This window comes from Pseudomonas sp. Pseusp11 (assembly GCF_047304405.1).
In the GTDB taxonomy this organism is placed as follows: domain Bacteria; phylum Pseudomonadota; class Gammaproteobacteria; order Pseudomonadales; family Pseudomonadaceae; genus Aquipseudomonas.
In genome coordinates, this window is the sequence record NZ_JBGLZF010000038.1 from 38,033 (window position 1) to 53,096 (window position 15,064).

The window sequence follows — 15,064 nt, forward strand, 5'->3', positions numbered from 1 at the left end:
CAAGCGAACGCAAGCTGCTATCGGGGTTGCGATCTTTTGATCTTGTTTCAAACGATAGGAAAGCTGTTGAAGTCGACGGCATTGGCCAACCGGCTGTCGATCAGGCCGATAAAACCTTGCACTTCGGGGCGGTTGAAGTGCGCTTGCATCGCCGCTTCCGATTGCCAGTGGGCGCTGACCGTCCAGCGGGTGTCGTCCTCGGGGCAGCGGTCGACCATATAGCCGTCACACCCCGGAAGTTCGCGCAGGGTGTCGACAATCTTTTGCAGTTGTTTGCCCAGTTCGTCCGAGCGACCGGCGGCAGCTCGTATCTTTACGGTGTTGAACACTTGGTTGGACATTACTCACACTCCTGAATCAGGCCGGACGAATCCTGCTCATTGAGGGATAACGCCCATGCAGGATAGGCCTGCCCCCTTGGGCCGCCAATAGCCAATCACCGGATAAAACCGCAGACCAATCCCTCAACCAACCTGCTGCAAAATGTCCCGCAAACGGTCCAGGGCGATGTCGATGTCCAGGGTTTCGATCGCCCCGAACCCCAGGAAAAGCCCGGCCCGTGGCGTTTGCTGGTAAAAAAAGTCGTCCAGGGTATAGAGCCCCACTTCGACTTTTTTCGCGAGTTCGATCACCAATGGAATATCGACCGGCACCTTGCACAGTACCGCCATGTGAAACCCGGCTGTGGTCGGCACCGCTTCGAACCATGGCGAAAGGTCGCCCGCCATCCGCGCCAGGATCCGTTCGCGGCGCCCGGCGTAAATCGTATGGCAACGCCGGATGTGCTTGAGCAGACAGCCCTCGGCGATAAACTTGGCCAGCGCCCATTGGGGCAGGGTGGAGGTGTGCCGGTCGGTGAGCTGCTTGGCGCTGATCACCGCTTCGAGAATCGCCGGCGGCAAAATCGCGTACCCCAGCCGCAACTCCGGCAACAGGGTCTTCGAGAAGGTGCCGACGTAGGCGACGATGCCGCGTTCATCCAGGCTTTGCAGCGAGTCGGTGGGCCGGCCTTCATAGCGGAACTCGCTGTCGTAATCGTCCTCGATGATGATCGCCCCCAGTTCGTGGGCCCGCTCCAGCAGCGCCACCCGACGCTCGTGGCTCATGGGCATGCCCAAGGGGAACTGGTGCGAGGGGGTGACATAAATCAGTCGCGTGCCGTCGGGAATGTGCTCGACCTGGATGCCTTGCGCATCGACTGGCACGCCGACCACTGTTGCGCCATGAGTCCCGAACAACAGGCGCGCCGGCGGGTAACCGGGGTCTTCCATGGCCACGAGGCTGCCCGGTTGGGTCAACACTCGGGAAATCAGGTCCAGCGCTTGCTGCGCGCCATTGCACACCACCACGTCTTCGTCCTGACAATTGACCCCGCGGGAAAATGCGATGTGCTGTGCGATTGCATTGCGCAACGCCGGCAGGCCTTCGGGCTGGCTGTAGAAACCCTTGGAACCGGCGATCTGACGCAAGGCATGGGAGGTACAACGGCGCCAGTCGTCCTGCGGAAACTGGCCCTTGCTGGTTGCACCACCGATAAAGTCGTAGCGCAGCGAGCCTTCCAGCGTCGGGTGGCGCAAGAACGTCGGCAACTTGCGCCAGCTCTCGATGACATCGAAGCTGGCCAATTCCGAATGGCTCTGTTTACGGACGACTTTTGCCGCCCGGGCATTGACGTAGGTGCCTTTGCCGATCACCCCGGTGAGGAAGTTTTCGTAGGTCAGTTGCGCATAGGTGTCGGAAATGGTCTTGCGCGAAATCCCCAGTTGTTCGGCCAGCAAACGGCTGGGCGGCAGCTGCGTGCCGGCTGCCAGGCGCCCGGATTCAATGGCGCTGCGCAGTTGCCGGTACAGCTGGCCTGCCAGATCCTTGCGGCCGTTGATGACAACGTGAAGTTCCATACCGGCGGGGCTCCTGGGCGATTGTGAGGCGACTGTGCGTCGCGCCAGATTACCTGCATGAGTGACTGCACAGAAGTTGTGTGGGCGAAAAACCGGCAATTGGTCTTCTGTCGGGCGGTCCATGGCTTTTTCGCTGAATTGGCTCTGTAACGCTCGTGCATCAGCGCCTAACGTGGAGATACCGATTCGCGCCACGAGGCCGCCGCCATGACCGTTCGCCTGGATTACTACAGCGCATCGCCCAAGGCGATGAAAGCCATGATCGCCATGGAGGCCTTGACCCGTGATCTGAGCATCGAACCGGCGTTGCTGAACCTGATCAAGATCCGCGCCTCGCAGCTCAATGGCTGCGCCTTCTGCACGGACATGCACTCGGTGGATGCACGTCGTATCGGCGAGACCGATCGGCGGCTGTATGCAATCGTGGTCTGGCGCGACAGCGGCTTTTTCAGCCCTCGGGAGCGGGCGGCCCTGGCCTGGACCGAAGCGGTGACCCTGCTTGCGCAAAGCCACGTGCCGGACGATGTTTATGCACTGGCCCGGGAGCAGTTCGGTGAAGGGGAACTGGTCGACCTGACGATGGCCATCAGCGCCATCAACAGCTGGAATCGCCTGGCGGTGAGCTTTCGGCAAACGCCCAGCAGTTGATTATTGGTTTGGTTTTTACCCGTTTGTCACATCAGATTCATGAACGATCAGCAGGATGAAACGGTCAAGGACAGATCGACAGGGAGTCATCGATGTCATTCATGGAATCCGCCGGGCGTCAGGGCGTGGCCGAGTACCGTTCGCCCGTAGAACACAGCAACGCCTCTCACGCTCGGATAGCCGGAATCGATCCGGTGTTACTGCTGGCCTTCAGGGTCAGCGCCCGCTGTGGCTGTTTCATGCAAGCGGCCCGCAGTCTCAACATCAAGTCGACCCAGTTGCGTAAACAATTGGCGCAACTTGAAGCACAACTGCAGCGCTCGCTGTTCTGCCATTCGGGCAATGGCTTTGCCCTCAGTCGTGACGGGTTGCAGCTTCAGGCGCAGTTGATGGCCTTGGCCCGTGAGCGCGATTTGCCAGTGATCGAACAGCCGTTGATTCGCCTGGCCGTGGCCGAGTCGATCCTGCACGACATCCTCGGTCGCGACCTGGTCTCGCTGCTGCGACGCAACGCCAGCGTGCGCCTGGACATCATCTCCCTCGACAGCGAACTGTCCCTGCGGGCGATCAGCGCCGATGTGGTGGTGTGGCTGGCGGGCACAGATTCGCCGTTACCAGGCCCCAGTTTCGCCATCACCGAGCCCCGGCGTCTGGCACGGCTGGACTACCTGCCGCACATCGCCAAACGCTATTCGCGGGTCGCGGCCCGCCCGGACAGCCTGGGCGACCTGGCCGATTTCATGCTGGTGCAATGGCAACACGACCGCCAGGTCGGCGCCTTCGGGCCGTGGAACAGTCTGGTGGAGCAGCGTCTGGCGGGAGTGGTGCAGTTGCATTCCTATGAGCTGATGCTGGAGATGATCCGCTGCAGCGCCTGCATCGGTTTGCTGCCGCACTACATGAGCCAATTCGATAGGGGGCTGGTGGCATTGCCAGGGCTCTTCAGCCAACCGATGGAGCGCCAGGTGTGGATGGCGATCAATGCCGACTCCCGAAATGAAGCTGCGGTGCAGGCGATCGTCGAGCTGATCCACAATACCTTTAATGAGCGAAGGGAGTGGTTCGAGTAGCTCGACTGATCTTCTGGCAAGAACACTTTTGTGGCGAGGGAGCTTGCTCCCGCTGGGGCGCGTAGCACCCCCAAAACCATTCAAACCGGTGCATCAGACAAACCGGGTTCTCAGAATGGGGGCTGCTTCGCAACCCAACGGGAGCAAGCTCCCTCGCCACAGAGGTTTGCACCGTTATAGAGTAAGCGGCCACGTACGCATCAAGGACGAAACATTCATGCCCGCCGACTCCGTCATTACCCTCGAACGCTTCAACGAATCCCACATCGAGGGCGTCACCGCCCTCTACAACGACCCGGCTGTGGCCCGTCAGGTGCTGCAGATGCCGTTTCAGTCCACCGAGGTCTGGCGCCAACGCCTGATGGCCGACAACGAACGGGCGGTGAAACTGGTGGCGCTGCACCAGGGAACGGTCATCGGCAACATCGGTCTGGAACAGTTTTCGCGAGTTCGCCGCAGCCACGCCGGCAGCTTCGGCATGGGTGTCGCCGTGGCTTGGCAAGGCAAGGGTGTCGGTTCGAAGCTGCTGGCGGCGGCGCTCGATGTCGCCGACAACTGGATGAACCTGCAACGGGTCGAACTCTCGGTGTACGCCGACAACGAAGCGGCCATCGGCCTGTACCGAAAATTCGGCTTCGAGACCGAAGGCCTGTTCCGCGACTATGCCGTGCGTGACGGTCGCTTGGTCGATACCCTGAGCATGGCGCGCTTGCGTCGCACGCCCAAGGAAGGTTGAGTCAGTCGCCCAACGCAAACGCCACCGCCGCCTGCGCGTGCAGTTCGGTGGTGTCGAGCAAGGGCAGGGCGCTATGTTCGGGTTTGATCAGCAGGCCGATTTCGGTGCAGCCGAGGATGATCGCCTGGGCGCCGCGTTCGGTCAGCGATTCGATTACCCGTCGATAGACCTGGCGCGACGCCTCGCTGATTATCCCGACGCACAACTCGTCATAGATGATCCGGTGCACCGCCTGACGCTCCTCGATCTCCGGCACCAGCACCGTCAGGCCCCAGTCCGTCAGGCGCGCCTTGAGAAAATCCTGCTCCATGGTGAACGCAGTACCGAGCAAACCCACCCGCAGCGCACCGACGTCCAGTGCCGCCTGACCGGCGGGGTCGGCAATGTGCAGGAACGGAATGTCGATCGCCGCCTGAATCTGCCCGGCCACCTTGTGCATGGTGTTGGTACACAGCACCACGCAGTCGGCGCCGCCAGCCTCCAGACGTCGCGCGGCATCCACCAGAATCGCCGCCGCATCGTCCCAGCGCCCGGCATGCTGGGCCTGTTCGACAGGGCCGAAGTCGACGCTGTACATTAGCAATTTCGCCGAACGCAACGGCCCGAGGCGGTCGCGTACCTGTTGGTTGATGAGGCGGTAATACTCAGCGCTGGACTCCCAGCTCATGCCGCCGATAAGGCCGATGGTGCGCATGTCGTGCTCCTGTGAATGGCAAACCCTTGGGGAGAGTGTCCAGTGGATCCTTGTTCCGATCTATCAGGAAATTTCACATGCCGGGTGTGCTGAGCGAGAACCTGTTGGGCGGCAGACTCTGCCTGCAACTATTGCCCCGTGCGGCGTACAGCGCGCGGGATCCGGCACAGTCACAAACCCTCGGGGTGACGCTGGAGCGTCAGCAAGGCGTGCACGCGATCGATTCTGACCGGCGGACGGATTTCGATACCTGGCCGGGCGTATTGGCGTACACGCCGGTCGGCGTGGAGGTGTTTTCCGAATCGGCCACCGGTGGCGAGTATCTGTTGATGCGGCTGGATGAGCCGTTCGCCAGCGAACTGTTACCGGTCGCCGCTCACCGCATGCAATCTTGCGGCAATCGGCGTGCGCTGACCCTGGCGCGAGATATACGGCGTCAGCTGCTCGCCACGCAGCCTGACCTGCTGGCGCTTGAGCAATGTGCCGTCGCGCTGGTTGGCGTCGCGGGTTCGATAACCGATACAACGCGGCGTGCCACGCCCAAGGTGTTCACCCGAGTCATCGAGCAGATCGCCGAGCAGTTCCAGCAACCTCTGACGCTGGAACAACTGGCTGCCACCTATGGGCACAACGAACTGCGCTTTCTGCGCGATTTCACCCAGGCTATTGGCCTGACGCCTCACGCCTACCTCATTGAAGTGCGGCTTCAGGCCGCACGCAGGCTGATCGAGCGCACGGCTCTGCCCTTGGCCAGCATCGCTCTGGATGCCGGCTTCGCCCATCAGTCCCACATGGGCAGTGCCTTTCGCAAATACCTGGCCATGACCCCCAGCCAGTACCGCTCGCGCTTTTAGTCGTACGCCGGCAGCGCGCATCTGCCATGCTCAAAGTCCGCAGCACCGCTTCAACCAAAGGAACACCGCAATGGACGACGTACAGCAACTGGGCGAGATGCTTCGCCACTACGCAGAAAGCGAAGCGCACAAGAAGCAACTGTTTGAGGCGCAATCGGCCGTGTGGGCGACGCGCATCGGGGAGTTGTTCGATCAGATCCAGCAGTGGCTGGCACCGGTCCTGGCGCCGAACCTGCTGGAAGTGAGCCGCGAGGCGTATGTCGCATCCGGGCCGAGCGTGCCGGTCGAGACGTCGACGTTCAAGACCGAGAAACTGAGCATCGTTATCGCCGGCAAACCGGTGGAGTTTGTACCGGATGTGATGGGCGTTGGTGGGCAGATTTCCCTTGCCGTGATGGGGTTGACCGCCGCGCGCTATGGCAGTATTTCGCTGGTGTGCCTGCCACCGTCCAGCGCCTGGCAATGGCGCAAGACCAATGGGCTGAAAGACCCGGACACGTTTGCCTTCGATGCGAATTTCCTGGCACAGCAGCTGCAGAGCCTGATTCCCCGGGAACGCAACTAATGTCCATGTGATCGACACTCAACCCTGTGGGAGCGGGCTTTTGTGGCGAGGGGGCTTGTCGGACCGCCGCACCGCCCCGTTGGGCCGCGCAGCGGACCCAGAACCTGCGAGCGCTGCGCACTCGAACGGGGCGGTGCGGCGGTCCGACAAGCCCCCTCGCCACAAGCCCGCTCCCACAGTGAATTGGGTGTACCTCAGATTTCGAGGTTGCCCCAGCCCGGTTTCAGCTCTTCCGGCGCTACCGCTTTCACGGTCTTGCCGGTCGCCAGTTCAACCCGCCGCGCCACCTCGGGATCATCGGCAAACGGAATCAGGCTGGCATCGTCCAGGCTCTCGGTCGTCTGGTGTTTCAAGCAGTATTCGATCGCCAGCCAAAGCCCCAGCACGCCCAATATATTCAATGCCATTTCGATCATGTAAGGCTCCTTGCCTCAGGCATACTGCGCTTCAAGTTCTGCCATCTTCACATCCGCAACCCGCACCGTACGCCACACGTTATAAGCCATCAGCAGCATGCCGCTGAGGAAGAACACCCCCCCGACAAACCGCACGATGAAGCCCGGATGGCTAGCCTGCAACGCCTCGACGAACGAGTAGGTCAACGTGCCGTCGTCGTTGATCGCGCGCCACATCAAGCCCTGGGTGATGCCGTTGACCCACATCGAGGCGATGTACAGCACGGTGCCGATGGTCGCCAGCCAGAAGTGCAGGTTAATCAGCGGCACGCTGTGCATTTGCGTACGGCCGAAGACTTTCGGAACCATGTGATAGATGGCGCCGAAGGTGATCATCGCCACCCAACCGAGGGCGCCGGCGTGCACGTGGCCGATGGTCCAGTCGGTGTAGTGGGAGAGGGCATTGACCGTCTTGATCGCCATCATCGGCCCTTCGAAAGTCGACATGCCGTAGAAGGCCAGGGACAGCACGAGGAAGCGCAGGATCGGGTCGGTGCGCAACTTATGCCAGGCCCCCGACAGCGTCATCATGCCGTTGATCATCCCGCCCCAGCTCGGCGCCAGCAGAATCAGCGACATCGCCATGCCCAGCGACTGCGCCCAGTCCGGCAGTGCGGTGTAGTGCAGGTGGTGCGGGCCAGCCCAGATATACAGAGTGATCAGCGCCCAGAAGTGCACGATCGACAAACGATAGGAATACACCGGTCGACCCACCTGTTTCGGCACGAAGTAATACATCATCCCGAGAAACCCGGTGGTGAGGAAAAAGCCTACGGCGTTGTGCCCGTACCACCACTGCACCATGGCGTCGGTGGCCCCGGAGTACACCGGATACGACTTGAACCAGTCCACCGGAATCGACAGGTGATTGACCACATGCAACATGGCGATCACCACGATGAACGCACCGAAAAACCAGTTACCGACGTAGATATGTTTGGTCTTGCGGCGCACCACAGTGGTGAAGAACACGATGGCATAGGCGAGCCAGACCACCGTCATCCACACCGCGCCGGAGAACTCGATCTCGGCGTATTCCTTGGTGGTGGTATAGCCCAGCGGCAGGCTGATCAGCATCACCACGATCACCGATTGCCAGCCCCAGAAGGTGAATGCAGCGAGTTTGTCCGAGAACAGCCGCACCTGGCAGGTGCGCTGCACGGCGTAGTAACTGGCGGCGAATTGCGCGCTGCCGGCAAAGCCGAAAATCACCAGGCTGGTGTGCAGCGGACGCAAGCGGCCGAAGGTGGTCCACGGCAGGTCGAGGTTCATCTCGGGCCATACCAGTTGCGAGGCGATCCATACCCCCATTGCCATCCCGACGACGCCCCATACCACGGTTGCCACGACGAATTGGCGGACGACCTTGTAGTTATAGGCCAGTCCGATTGTTGCTGTGCTCATGGTCAGTTCTTCCACGGTTGCAAAGTCTTGCCAGGCCACCCGGTCTGGCATGCGATGAACTGTAGAAACCCTGCCGGAAACAAAACAGTCTCAGGAAACTTTCATTTATACGGATCAGATGCGGGGCACGCCTGCGGCCATCAGTCGCGTCCTGATACGGTTTTTTAGTGTTTAGCTGAATCTGTAACACGCTGCGCTGCTGCCGCATAGTTGCACCCCAAGAACGAGCCGCAGAGTTCGATCCACCGCAACTCCTGTGGGAGCTCCTGTGGCGAGGGGGCTCCCACAGGTTCTGCGCAAAATTCCTGATGAGGTGGCAGCCACATGTATCAATACGATGACTATGACCGGGCCCTGGTGTTCGAGCGAGTTGCGCAGTTTCGCGATCAGGTCGAACGTTTCATGGCCGGCGAATTGAGCGAAGAAGAGTTCCTGCCCCTGCGTTTGCAGAATGGCCTGTATATGCAAAAACACGCCTACATGCTGCGCGTGGCGATTCCTTATGGCACCCTGAGCGCCAGGCAAATGCGCACTCTGGCGAGCATTGCCCGGGACTACGATCGTGGTTACGGCCACTTCACCACCCGGCAGAACATGCAGTTCAACTGGATCGAACTCGCCCAGGTCCCGGACATCCTCGAACGCCTGGCCGAGGTGGAAATGCATGCAATCCAGACCTCCGGCAACTGCGTGCGCAACATCACCACCGAAGCCTTTGCCGGTGTCGCCGCGGACGAGCTGATGGACCCGCGTCCGCTGGCGGAGATCCTGCGGCAATGGTCGACCATCAACCCGGAATTCCTGTTCCTGCCGCGCAAGTTCAAGATCGCCATCTGCTCGGCGAAACAGGACCGCGCGGCAATCATGATGCATGACATCGGCCTTTATCTTTATCGCGACGACAGTGGGCAAATGCTCCTGCGAGTGATTGTTGGCGGCGGGTTGGGGCGCACGCCGATCCTCGGTTTGCAGATTCGCGAAGGCTTGCCGTGGCAGCACTTGCTGTCTTATGTCGAGGCGGTGCTGCGGGTCTACAACCGTCACGGGCGGCGCGATAACAAGTACAAGGCGCGGATCAAGATTCTGGTCAAGGCCCTGGGTATTGAAGCTTTCGCCAAGGAAGTGGAGGAGGAGTGGCAGCACCTCAAGGATGGTCCGGCGCAGTTGACCGACGTCGAGTATGAGCGTGTTGCCAGCGCCTTTGTGCCACCCGATTACCGTTCACTGGCCGGCACCGACCTGGACTTCGGCACGCGCCTGGCCGAGCACTCGGCGTTCGCCCGTTGGGTGGCGCGCAACGTTCAGCCGCACAAGGTGCCGGGTTACGCCAGTGTGGTGTTGTCGACCAAGCCGGGCATCGCCTCGCCGCCGGGGGATGTCACCGCCGAGCAAATGGACGCGGTGGCGCAATGGTCCGAGCAGTTCGGTTTCGGCGAAATCCGCATCGCCCATGAACAGAACATCGTCCTGCCGGATGTGCCCAAGACCGATCTTTATGCGCTGTGGTGCCGGGCCTGCGAGCAAGGCCTGGGGAGTGCCAACATCGGCTTGCTGACCGACATCATCGCTTGCCCCGGTGGCGACTTCTGCGCCCTGGCCAACGCCAAATCGATCCCCATCGCGCAAGCGATCCAGGCGCGTTTCGAAGATCTGGATTACTTGCATGACCTGGGCGACATCAGCCTGAACATCTCCGGCTGCATGAACGCCTGCGGACACCACCACATCGGCAACATCGGCATTCTTGGCGTCGACAAGAACGGCAGCGAGTGGTACCAGATCACCCTCGGCGGCGCCCAGGGCAAGGACAGCGCGTTGGGCAAAGTCATCGGCCCGTCCTTCAGCGCCGCCGAAGTGCCCGATGTGATTGAACGGATCATCGGCACGTTCGTGCGCTACCGCGAGAGCGAGGAGCTGTTCGTCGATACGCTGGCGCGCATCGGTCTGGAGCCATTCAAGGAGCGCGTCTACCCGAAAGTGCTGGAGGTGTCGGCATGAACAATCTGTTGCGTTTGCGAGAGGGCGGTGCCGAGTGGGTGCGCGATGACCCGTGGCAGTTGATTCGTGAAACGACCGGTGAACTGCCGGCCGGGCCGCTGATCCTGCCATTACCCCAGTGGCTGGCCCTTAACGCCGACACCACGACTGCACTCGAAGGTGTCTGGCTCGGTCCTGACGACGAAGTGACAAACCTGACCCCGTGGTTTCCCGACCTGCCGCTGATTGCCCTGGACTTCCCGAGTTTTCGCGACGGACGCGCTTACAGCCAGGCCTATTTGTTGCGTACCCGTTTCGGCTGGCAAGGTGAACTGCGCGCGATTGGCGATGTGCTGCGCGATCAACTCAGCCACATGCGCCAATGCGGTTTCGACAGCTTTGCCGTGCGCGAAGACAAGTCTGCCGAAGATGCGCTGAAGGGACTGGCGGGGATGAGCGTGTTGTATGGGCGTTCGGTAATCGAGCCGCGGCCGTTGTTTCGGCGGCGGTAGGGCATCGAGATCTTTTGCTTGGGCCAGTGATGGCATTTTGATAGAGTCCGCGTCTCATAAGGAGTTGGTGAAGAAAGGAGTCTGGTTTGGGCGCGGGCAAGAAGATTTTAGGGTTGATAGCGCTGTTGCTGATGGCGGCCCTGTGGGGCAGTTATTTTTACGTGTTCAAAGAGAACCGTAACGGCCAGCTCGGGGATGCGTTCGACAGCTACGCCTGGTGCGGCACGCCGCCGGCCAGCGATAGCGGCGGGCAGGGCAAGGATCAACTGTCGCTGCGCATCACCAACAACGTTCGCGGCGAGTTCATGCTCTCGGGGGCGGTTGTCGTTTCCGAGCGAACCTTTGATCGCTACGACCTGGGGCGCAACGAACTGCGGCTGCGCATGGAGCCGCTACAGTGGTCCTACGGCGTTGCGCCGATTTTCATGGAACAGGTCAGGATCAAACCCCTGAGCCGTAACCTGTCTTCAGTCAACAAAAGTGCCTACGCCGAACTTGAGTCCCGGCCCATCGACGTCCAGGGGCGTGCGACGGATTTTCCGTTCGACACCTACCGCTACGGTTACAAACCGGTGTTGTACTACCTCAAGGGAAACGAGCGTGTCGATCTGCGCTTCAAAAACGTCACCACCAGCATGCAGATGTCCAACACCTTTACGCCGATCCAGAAGTACAACCGTGTCGAGTACATCAACGAGAAAAATTCGCTGATCAGTGAGCAGGACTACAAGCCCTACGGCGCCAACGAATGCGCGTTCAGCGTCGAGCGCAAGGGCTCGTTCAAGGTGATTGTGTTGCTGTTGTTGCTGGTGATGTGCCTGCCGCTGCTGCACGTGTTCTATCGCGACGAGCCGGGTATCGACTTTCTCGCGACGCTGGTGAGTATTGGCGCGATCCGGGTGTTCCTGGTGGGGCCGTTGAACGATTTCCAGTTGTACACCATCGACTTCCTGTTCGGCGCGGTGATCATCCTGGTGGGCACGGTGTCGTTGATCAAGGCGATGCGGGCCAATAGTCGGCGGGAGTTGGCAGCGAAAAGCGGGTCTTCGTGGTGATTATCGCGACCGCGGCGAGAGCTGAAAATTGTGATTTTCGATACAAAAACGCCGGGTATTAGCTATACCTGTAACTCTCGTGGGCAATACCGTTGCCGTCCTTCTGACAGGAGTTAAAGCATGAAGCTTGCGTTAATGATGAGCACACTGTGCATCGCCTCTCTTGGGGTGGCGGGTTGCGCCAGCAAAGTCGTCGAGCCAGACCAGTACTCCGGCTTTCTCAAGGACTACAGCCAGCTCAAGGAAGCCAAGTCGCCATCGGGCGCCGTGGTGATGCGCTGGGTCGATCCCAAGCTCAACGTCAACAAATACACCAGTGCCTACATCGAGCCGACTCAGCTCTACCCCAAACCGCAACCGACAGCGAAAATCCCTCAGACCACGCTGAACGGCATCACCAGCTACTACGATCAGGCGCTCAAGCGCGAACTGGGTAAATCCCTGCCACTGGCCAGCGGCCCCGGCCCAGGCGTTATCGTGGTGCGTGCGGCGATCACCGCCGTCAGCAGCAAGACCGAAAGCCTCAAGCCGTATGAAGTGATCCCGATCGCCCTGGTGGCAGCGGCCGTCACCACCGCCAGCGGTGCTCGCGATCAGCAAACCGATCTGGCCACCGAAGCGGTGTTTCTCGATGGCGGCACCAACAAAGTCATCGCCCAGGTGGTGCGCAAGGGCACCGGCAAACCGCTGGAAAACGAAGCTCAGGTGATGAAAGCCGATGACGTGAAAAACGTGATCGATGGCTGGGCTTCGGACATGAATCAATCGTTTGTAAAATTCAAGTCCAAGTAACGCGGGTTCATTGTTCGCGCAAGATCGTTCCCAGGCATGGGAACGATCGATCCCCTTGGCTATTCCCCCGGGATGTCGGCCGGTATGACAGTGAGCGCAACCGGCGCCGCATGACTTTGCATTGTCTGGGCACCGACACCACAACTGGCGAAAAGCGCCATCAGGCTGAATCCCGCAACGCGAAGCAAACCTTTCATAGACGTTTCCTCATTTTCCGACGATGACATTCGGTCTGGCCTGCATGAAGGCTTTTTTTACTCTAGCAGGTGGTTGTCACGTCAACCGTCTAATCATGCTGCTCCGTTTCAGGGAGTCAGGTTTGCTTCATTGCTTCTTCGCCTGTGCCCGCACGCGCTCTTCCTGTTCGCGCAGTTCCGGGGTGAACTCTGCACCGAAATCTTCGGCCTCGAACACCTGGCGAATCTCGATCTCGGCCTCTGTACCCGGCATCGGATTCGGGCAACGCTTGACCCACTCGATCGCTTCCTCTTTCGACTTCACCTGCCATAGCCAGTAGCCGGCGATCAGCTCTTTGGTTTCGGCGAACGGGCCGTCGATCACTGTGCGTTTATCTCCCGAGAAGCGCACACGGGCACCTTTACTGCTGGGCTGCAGGCCATCGCAATCGATGAGGATGCCGGCCTTGGCCAGTTCCTCGTTGTAATTGCCCATTGCTGTCATCAGTTCTTCGCTGGGCATCACGCCGGCCTCGGAATCGGGGCTGGCTTTTACAATGATCATGAATCGCATGGTCTTGTCTCCGTTGAAGTTGAGTGATTCATTGCATAGTCGAATGGGCGTGACTTGAATCGACAATGCACCTAAACAAAAATTGTCCTTTTCGTTTTAGTCGATGTTGTAGAAAACAGATGTATTTTCGACATCCTCCTCGCGATCAAATATTCCTGTGAAAACCATCCAACGACCAACGGAAGGTGCCCTCCATGCCCATACTGGAACTCACTACACTGATCCCCGACCGCACTCCCGGGCAAGTCCTCGACTTCTGCCTGGAAGGCGCCAATTTCCCGAAGATCTTTCCGGAACGCGTCACGTCGCGGGGGGATATCGACCTGGATAACCTGCGCATCGAAGCCGGGCGCGAGTTTCGCTTCAGGCACTGGATGTTCAACCTGATCCCGTCGAACTGGACGGTGGTGATCCGGGAGGTCGGCGATACGCATTTCATCGATGAAATGCTCAAGGGGCCGTTGCGTGCCTTTCGTCATGAACATCGGGTGGCGGTGGGAGAGGGCGGTACGCTGTACACCGACCGCGTGACCTATGCGGCGATTGGCGGTGCTTTGACTGAAGGGCTGCTGGTGAATGCCTACATGCGGCGGATTTTCGCGGCGCGGCACCGCAATATGCTGCGGTTGCTCGGGTAGTGCACGTGCATTCAGCCCTGTGGAATTGCAGGTTTGCCTCTCCCGCCACTCATGACAATTTGTGTTTTTGCATAGGTCCCCGGCTCATTTCGTGGTTAACTTCGGCCTCGTCAAAATTCTCTACATCAACGTTCAGAAGGACTCCGTTCATGGCTCAAGTCACTCTCAAAGGCAACCCGGTTCAAGTCAACGGCCAATTGCCACAAGCCGGTTCCAAGGCGCCAGCCTTTTCCCTGGTTGCCGGCAATCTGTCCGACGTGACCCTGGCGAGCTTCGCCGGCAAGCGCAAAGTGTTGAACATCTTCCCAAGCATCGACACCCCGACCTGCGCCACTTCCGTGCGCAAGTTCAACGCCCAGGCCAACGATGTAGCCAACACCGTGGTGCTGTGCATCTCCGCTGACCTGCCGTTCGCTCAAGCCCGCTTCTGCGGCGCCGAAGGCCTGGAAAACGTACAGAACCTGTCGACCCTGCGCGGTGCCGAGTTCATCGAGAACTACGGCGTGGCGATTGCCGATGGTCCACTCAAAGGCCTGACCGCCCGTGCCGTCGTGGTTCTGGACGAAAACGACAAGGTTCTGCACAGCGAACTGGTCAAGGAAATCGCTGAAGAACCGAACTACGAAGCAGCACTTGCCGTTCTGAAATAAGCAAAAGTAAGCAAAGTTTTACAATTGTTAACGGCCTGGCTCTGTCCAGGCCGTTTTCATTTGTGCTTCAGTGTCTTAGCTAAACCTCCTGTTCCGTAAGCCAAAGGTAAATTGCCGGTAAAGGCGCTTTGCTTAATTCCCGCCAGTGCTTATCGTTCAGCCTCCCGTAGAAAAAAAGCGCACGCGCCCAATGGTTGATCATTCCATGCAATCCTCCGCTTCCCGCAATCCTCGTCGCTGGCTGTTCGGCCTGCTTTTCCTGTTGGTCATCGCCGGCCTGTGCTGGAAGTTCTGGCCCGCAGGCAGTAGCCCGAAGGAGGGCGCAGGGCAGAAAGCCGTTGCCGGGCATACGAACCGGGCGGGGGG

The 15,064-nt window shown here is 59.9% G+C and carries 18 protein-coding genes and 1 pseudogene; 12 read left to right on the forward strand and 7 right to left on the reverse strand.

The features are described 5' to 3' along the window. Positions 1-47: 47 nt before the first annotated feature. Together ACCC96_RS24230 and ACCC96_RS24235 are read right to left on the reverse strand one after the other, a co-directional pair. On the reverse strand, positions 48-341 hold the full coding sequence (locus ACCC96_RS24230) for an antibiotic biosynthesis monooxygenase family protein (RefSeq protein ID WP_019650029.1): 294 nt from the start codon (positions 339-341) through the stop codon (positions 48-50). Between the two features lie 123 nt (positions 342-464). Beyond that, positions 465-1,898: a PLP-dependent aminotransferase family protein gene (locus ACCC96_RS24235; RefSeq protein WP_413697120.1), complete on the reverse strand. Its 1,434-nt coding sequence runs from the start codon at positions 1,896-1,898 to the stop codon at positions 465-467. 207 nt (positions 1,899-2,105) lie between these two features. On the opposite strand from ACCC96_RS24235, the gene ACCC96_RS24240 reads away from it, so the two are divergent. The 3 genes from ACCC96_RS24240 (at position 2,106) to ACCC96_RS24250 (ending at position 4,352) form a co-directional block, all read left to right on the forward strand. After that, entirely contained in the window at positions 2,106-2,546 is a 441-nt protein-coding gene (locus tag ACCC96_RS24240; RefSeq protein ID WP_019579292.1) for a carboxymuconolactone decarboxylase family protein, read from the forward strand. A 92-nt stretch (positions 2,547-2,638) separates the two neighbouring features. Then, entirely contained in the window at positions 2,639-3,616 is a 978-nt protein-coding gene (locus tag ACCC96_RS24245; RefSeq protein WP_413697121.1) for a LysR substrate-binding domain-containing protein, read from the forward strand. 217 nt (positions 3,617-3,833) lie between these two features. Further along, positions 3,834-4,352, forward strand: a complete 519-nt coding sequence (locus ACCC96_RS24250; protein ID WP_018926154.1) for a GNAT family N-acetyltransferase — start codon at positions 3,834-3,836, stop codon at positions 4,350-4,352. A 1-nt stretch (position 4,353) separates the two neighbouring features. On the opposite strand, the gene ACCC96_RS24255 is transcribed toward ACCC96_RS24250, so the two are convergent. Then, positions 4,354-5,046 (reverse strand): aspartate/glutamate racemase family protein, encoded by a 693-nt coding sequence (locus tag ACCC96_RS24255; protein WP_413697122.1) that lies wholly within the window; start codon positions 5,044-5,046, stop codon positions 4,354-4,356. A 77-nt stretch (positions 5,047-5,123) separates the two neighbouring features. Between ACCC96_RS24255 and ACCC96_RS24260 the strand changes: the two genes are divergently transcribed. Both ACCC96_RS24260 and ACCC96_RS24265 read left to right on the forward strand, forming a co-directional pair. Then, positions 5,124-5,900 carry a helix-turn-helix domain-containing protein gene (locus ACCC96_RS24260; protein ID WP_413697123.1) on the forward strand — a complete coding sequence of 259 codons (777 nt, stop codon included), beginning with the start codon at positions 5,124-5,126 and terminating at the stop codon, positions 5,898-5,900. 70 nt (positions 5,901-5,970) lie between these two features. Then, complete coding sequence (locus ACCC96_RS24265; RefSeq protein WP_413697124.1) at positions 5,971-6,465, forward strand: hypothetical protein; 495 nt, start codon at positions 5,971-5,973, stop codon at positions 6,463-6,465. Between the two features lie 194 nt (positions 6,466-6,659). Here ACCC96_RS24265 and ACCC96_RS24270 read toward each other — a convergent pair whose 3' ends face one another. Both ACCC96_RS24270 and ccoN read right to left on the reverse strand, forming a co-directional pair. Continuing rightward, positions 6,660-6,881, reverse strand: coding sequence for a cbb3-type cytochrome c oxidase subunit 3 (locus ACCC96_RS24270; protein WP_413697125.1), 222 nt, complete (start codon positions 6,879-6,881; stop codon positions 6,660-6,662). A 15-nt stretch (positions 6,882-6,896) separates the two neighbouring features. Further along, positions 6,897-8,324, reverse strand: coding sequence for a cytochrome-c oxidase, cbb3-type subunit I (gene ccoN, locus ACCC96_RS24275; protein WP_026286424.1), 1,428 nt, complete (start codon positions 8,322-8,324; stop codon positions 6,897-6,899). A gap of 324 nt (positions 8,325-8,648) precedes the next feature. Between ccoN and ACCC96_RS24280 the strand changes: the two genes are divergently transcribed. From ACCC96_RS24280 to ACCC96_RS24295, 4 genes are all read left to right on the forward strand, one after another. Continuing rightward, the gene (locus ACCC96_RS24280) at positions 8,649-10,322 is read left to right on the forward strand and encodes a nitrite/sulfite reductase (protein WP_413697126.1); all 1,674 of its coding nucleotides are present in this window, start codon (positions 8,649-8,651) and stop codon (positions 10,320-10,322) included. Then, the gene (locus tag ACCC96_RS24285; protein WP_413697127.1) at positions 10,319-10,813 is read left to right on the forward strand and encodes a DUF934 domain-containing protein; all 495 of its coding nucleotides are present in this window, start codon (positions 10,319-10,321) and stop codon (positions 10,811-10,813) included. The genes ACCC96_RS24280 and ACCC96_RS24285 overlap by 4 nt, the downstream gene beginning before the upstream one ends. 86 nt (positions 10,814-10,899) lie before the next feature. Beyond that, the gene (locus ACCC96_RS24290; protein ID WP_413697128.1) at positions 10,900-11,868 is read left to right on the forward strand and encodes a hypothetical protein; all 969 of its coding nucleotides are present in this window, start codon (positions 10,900-10,902) and stop codon (positions 11,866-11,868) included. A 120-nt stretch (positions 11,869-11,988) separates the two neighbouring features. Beyond that, positions 11,989-12,660: a DUF3313 domain-containing protein gene (locus tag ACCC96_RS24295; RefSeq protein ID WP_019650018.1), complete on the forward strand. Its 672-nt coding sequence runs from the start codon at positions 11,989-11,991 to the stop codon at positions 12,658-12,660. A 59-nt stretch (positions 12,661-12,719) separates the two neighbouring features. Here ACCC96_RS24295 and ACCC96_RS24300 read toward each other — a convergent pair whose 3' ends face one another. Together ACCC96_RS24300 and ACCC96_RS24305 are read right to left on the reverse strand one after the other, a co-directional pair. Continuing rightward, on the reverse strand, positions 12,720-12,857 hold the full coding sequence (locus ACCC96_RS24300) for a hypothetical protein (protein WP_018926144.1): 138 nt from the start codon (positions 12,855-12,857) through the stop codon (positions 12,720-12,722). Positions 12,858-12,984: 127 nt separating this feature from the next. Further along, a complete protein-coding gene (locus ACCC96_RS24305) occupies positions 12,985-13,410 on the reverse strand; it encodes a YciI family protein (protein ID WP_192350688.1) in 426 nt (141 codons plus the stop codon). A gap of 194 nt (positions 13,411-13,604) precedes the next feature. Here ACCC96_RS24305 and ACCC96_RS24310 point away from each other — a divergent pair, with 194 nt between their 5' ends. The 3 genes and pseudogenes from ACCC96_RS24310 to ACCC96_RS24320 all read left to right on the forward strand — a co-directional run. Then, entirely contained in the window at positions 13,605-14,048 is a 444-nt protein-coding gene (locus tag ACCC96_RS24310; protein WP_413697129.1) for an SRPBCC family protein, read from the forward strand. Between the two features lie 149 nt (positions 14,049-14,197). Next, positions 14,198-14,698: a thiol peroxidase gene (gene tpx / locus ACCC96_RS24315; protein ID WP_413697130.1), complete on the forward strand. Its 501-nt coding sequence runs from the start codon at positions 14,198-14,200 to the stop codon at positions 14,696-14,698. Between the two features lie 190 nt (positions 14,699-14,888). Continuing rightward, positions 14,889-15,064: pseudogene (locus ACCC96_RS24320) on the forward strand (multidrug transporter subunit MdtA); the annotation flags it as partial.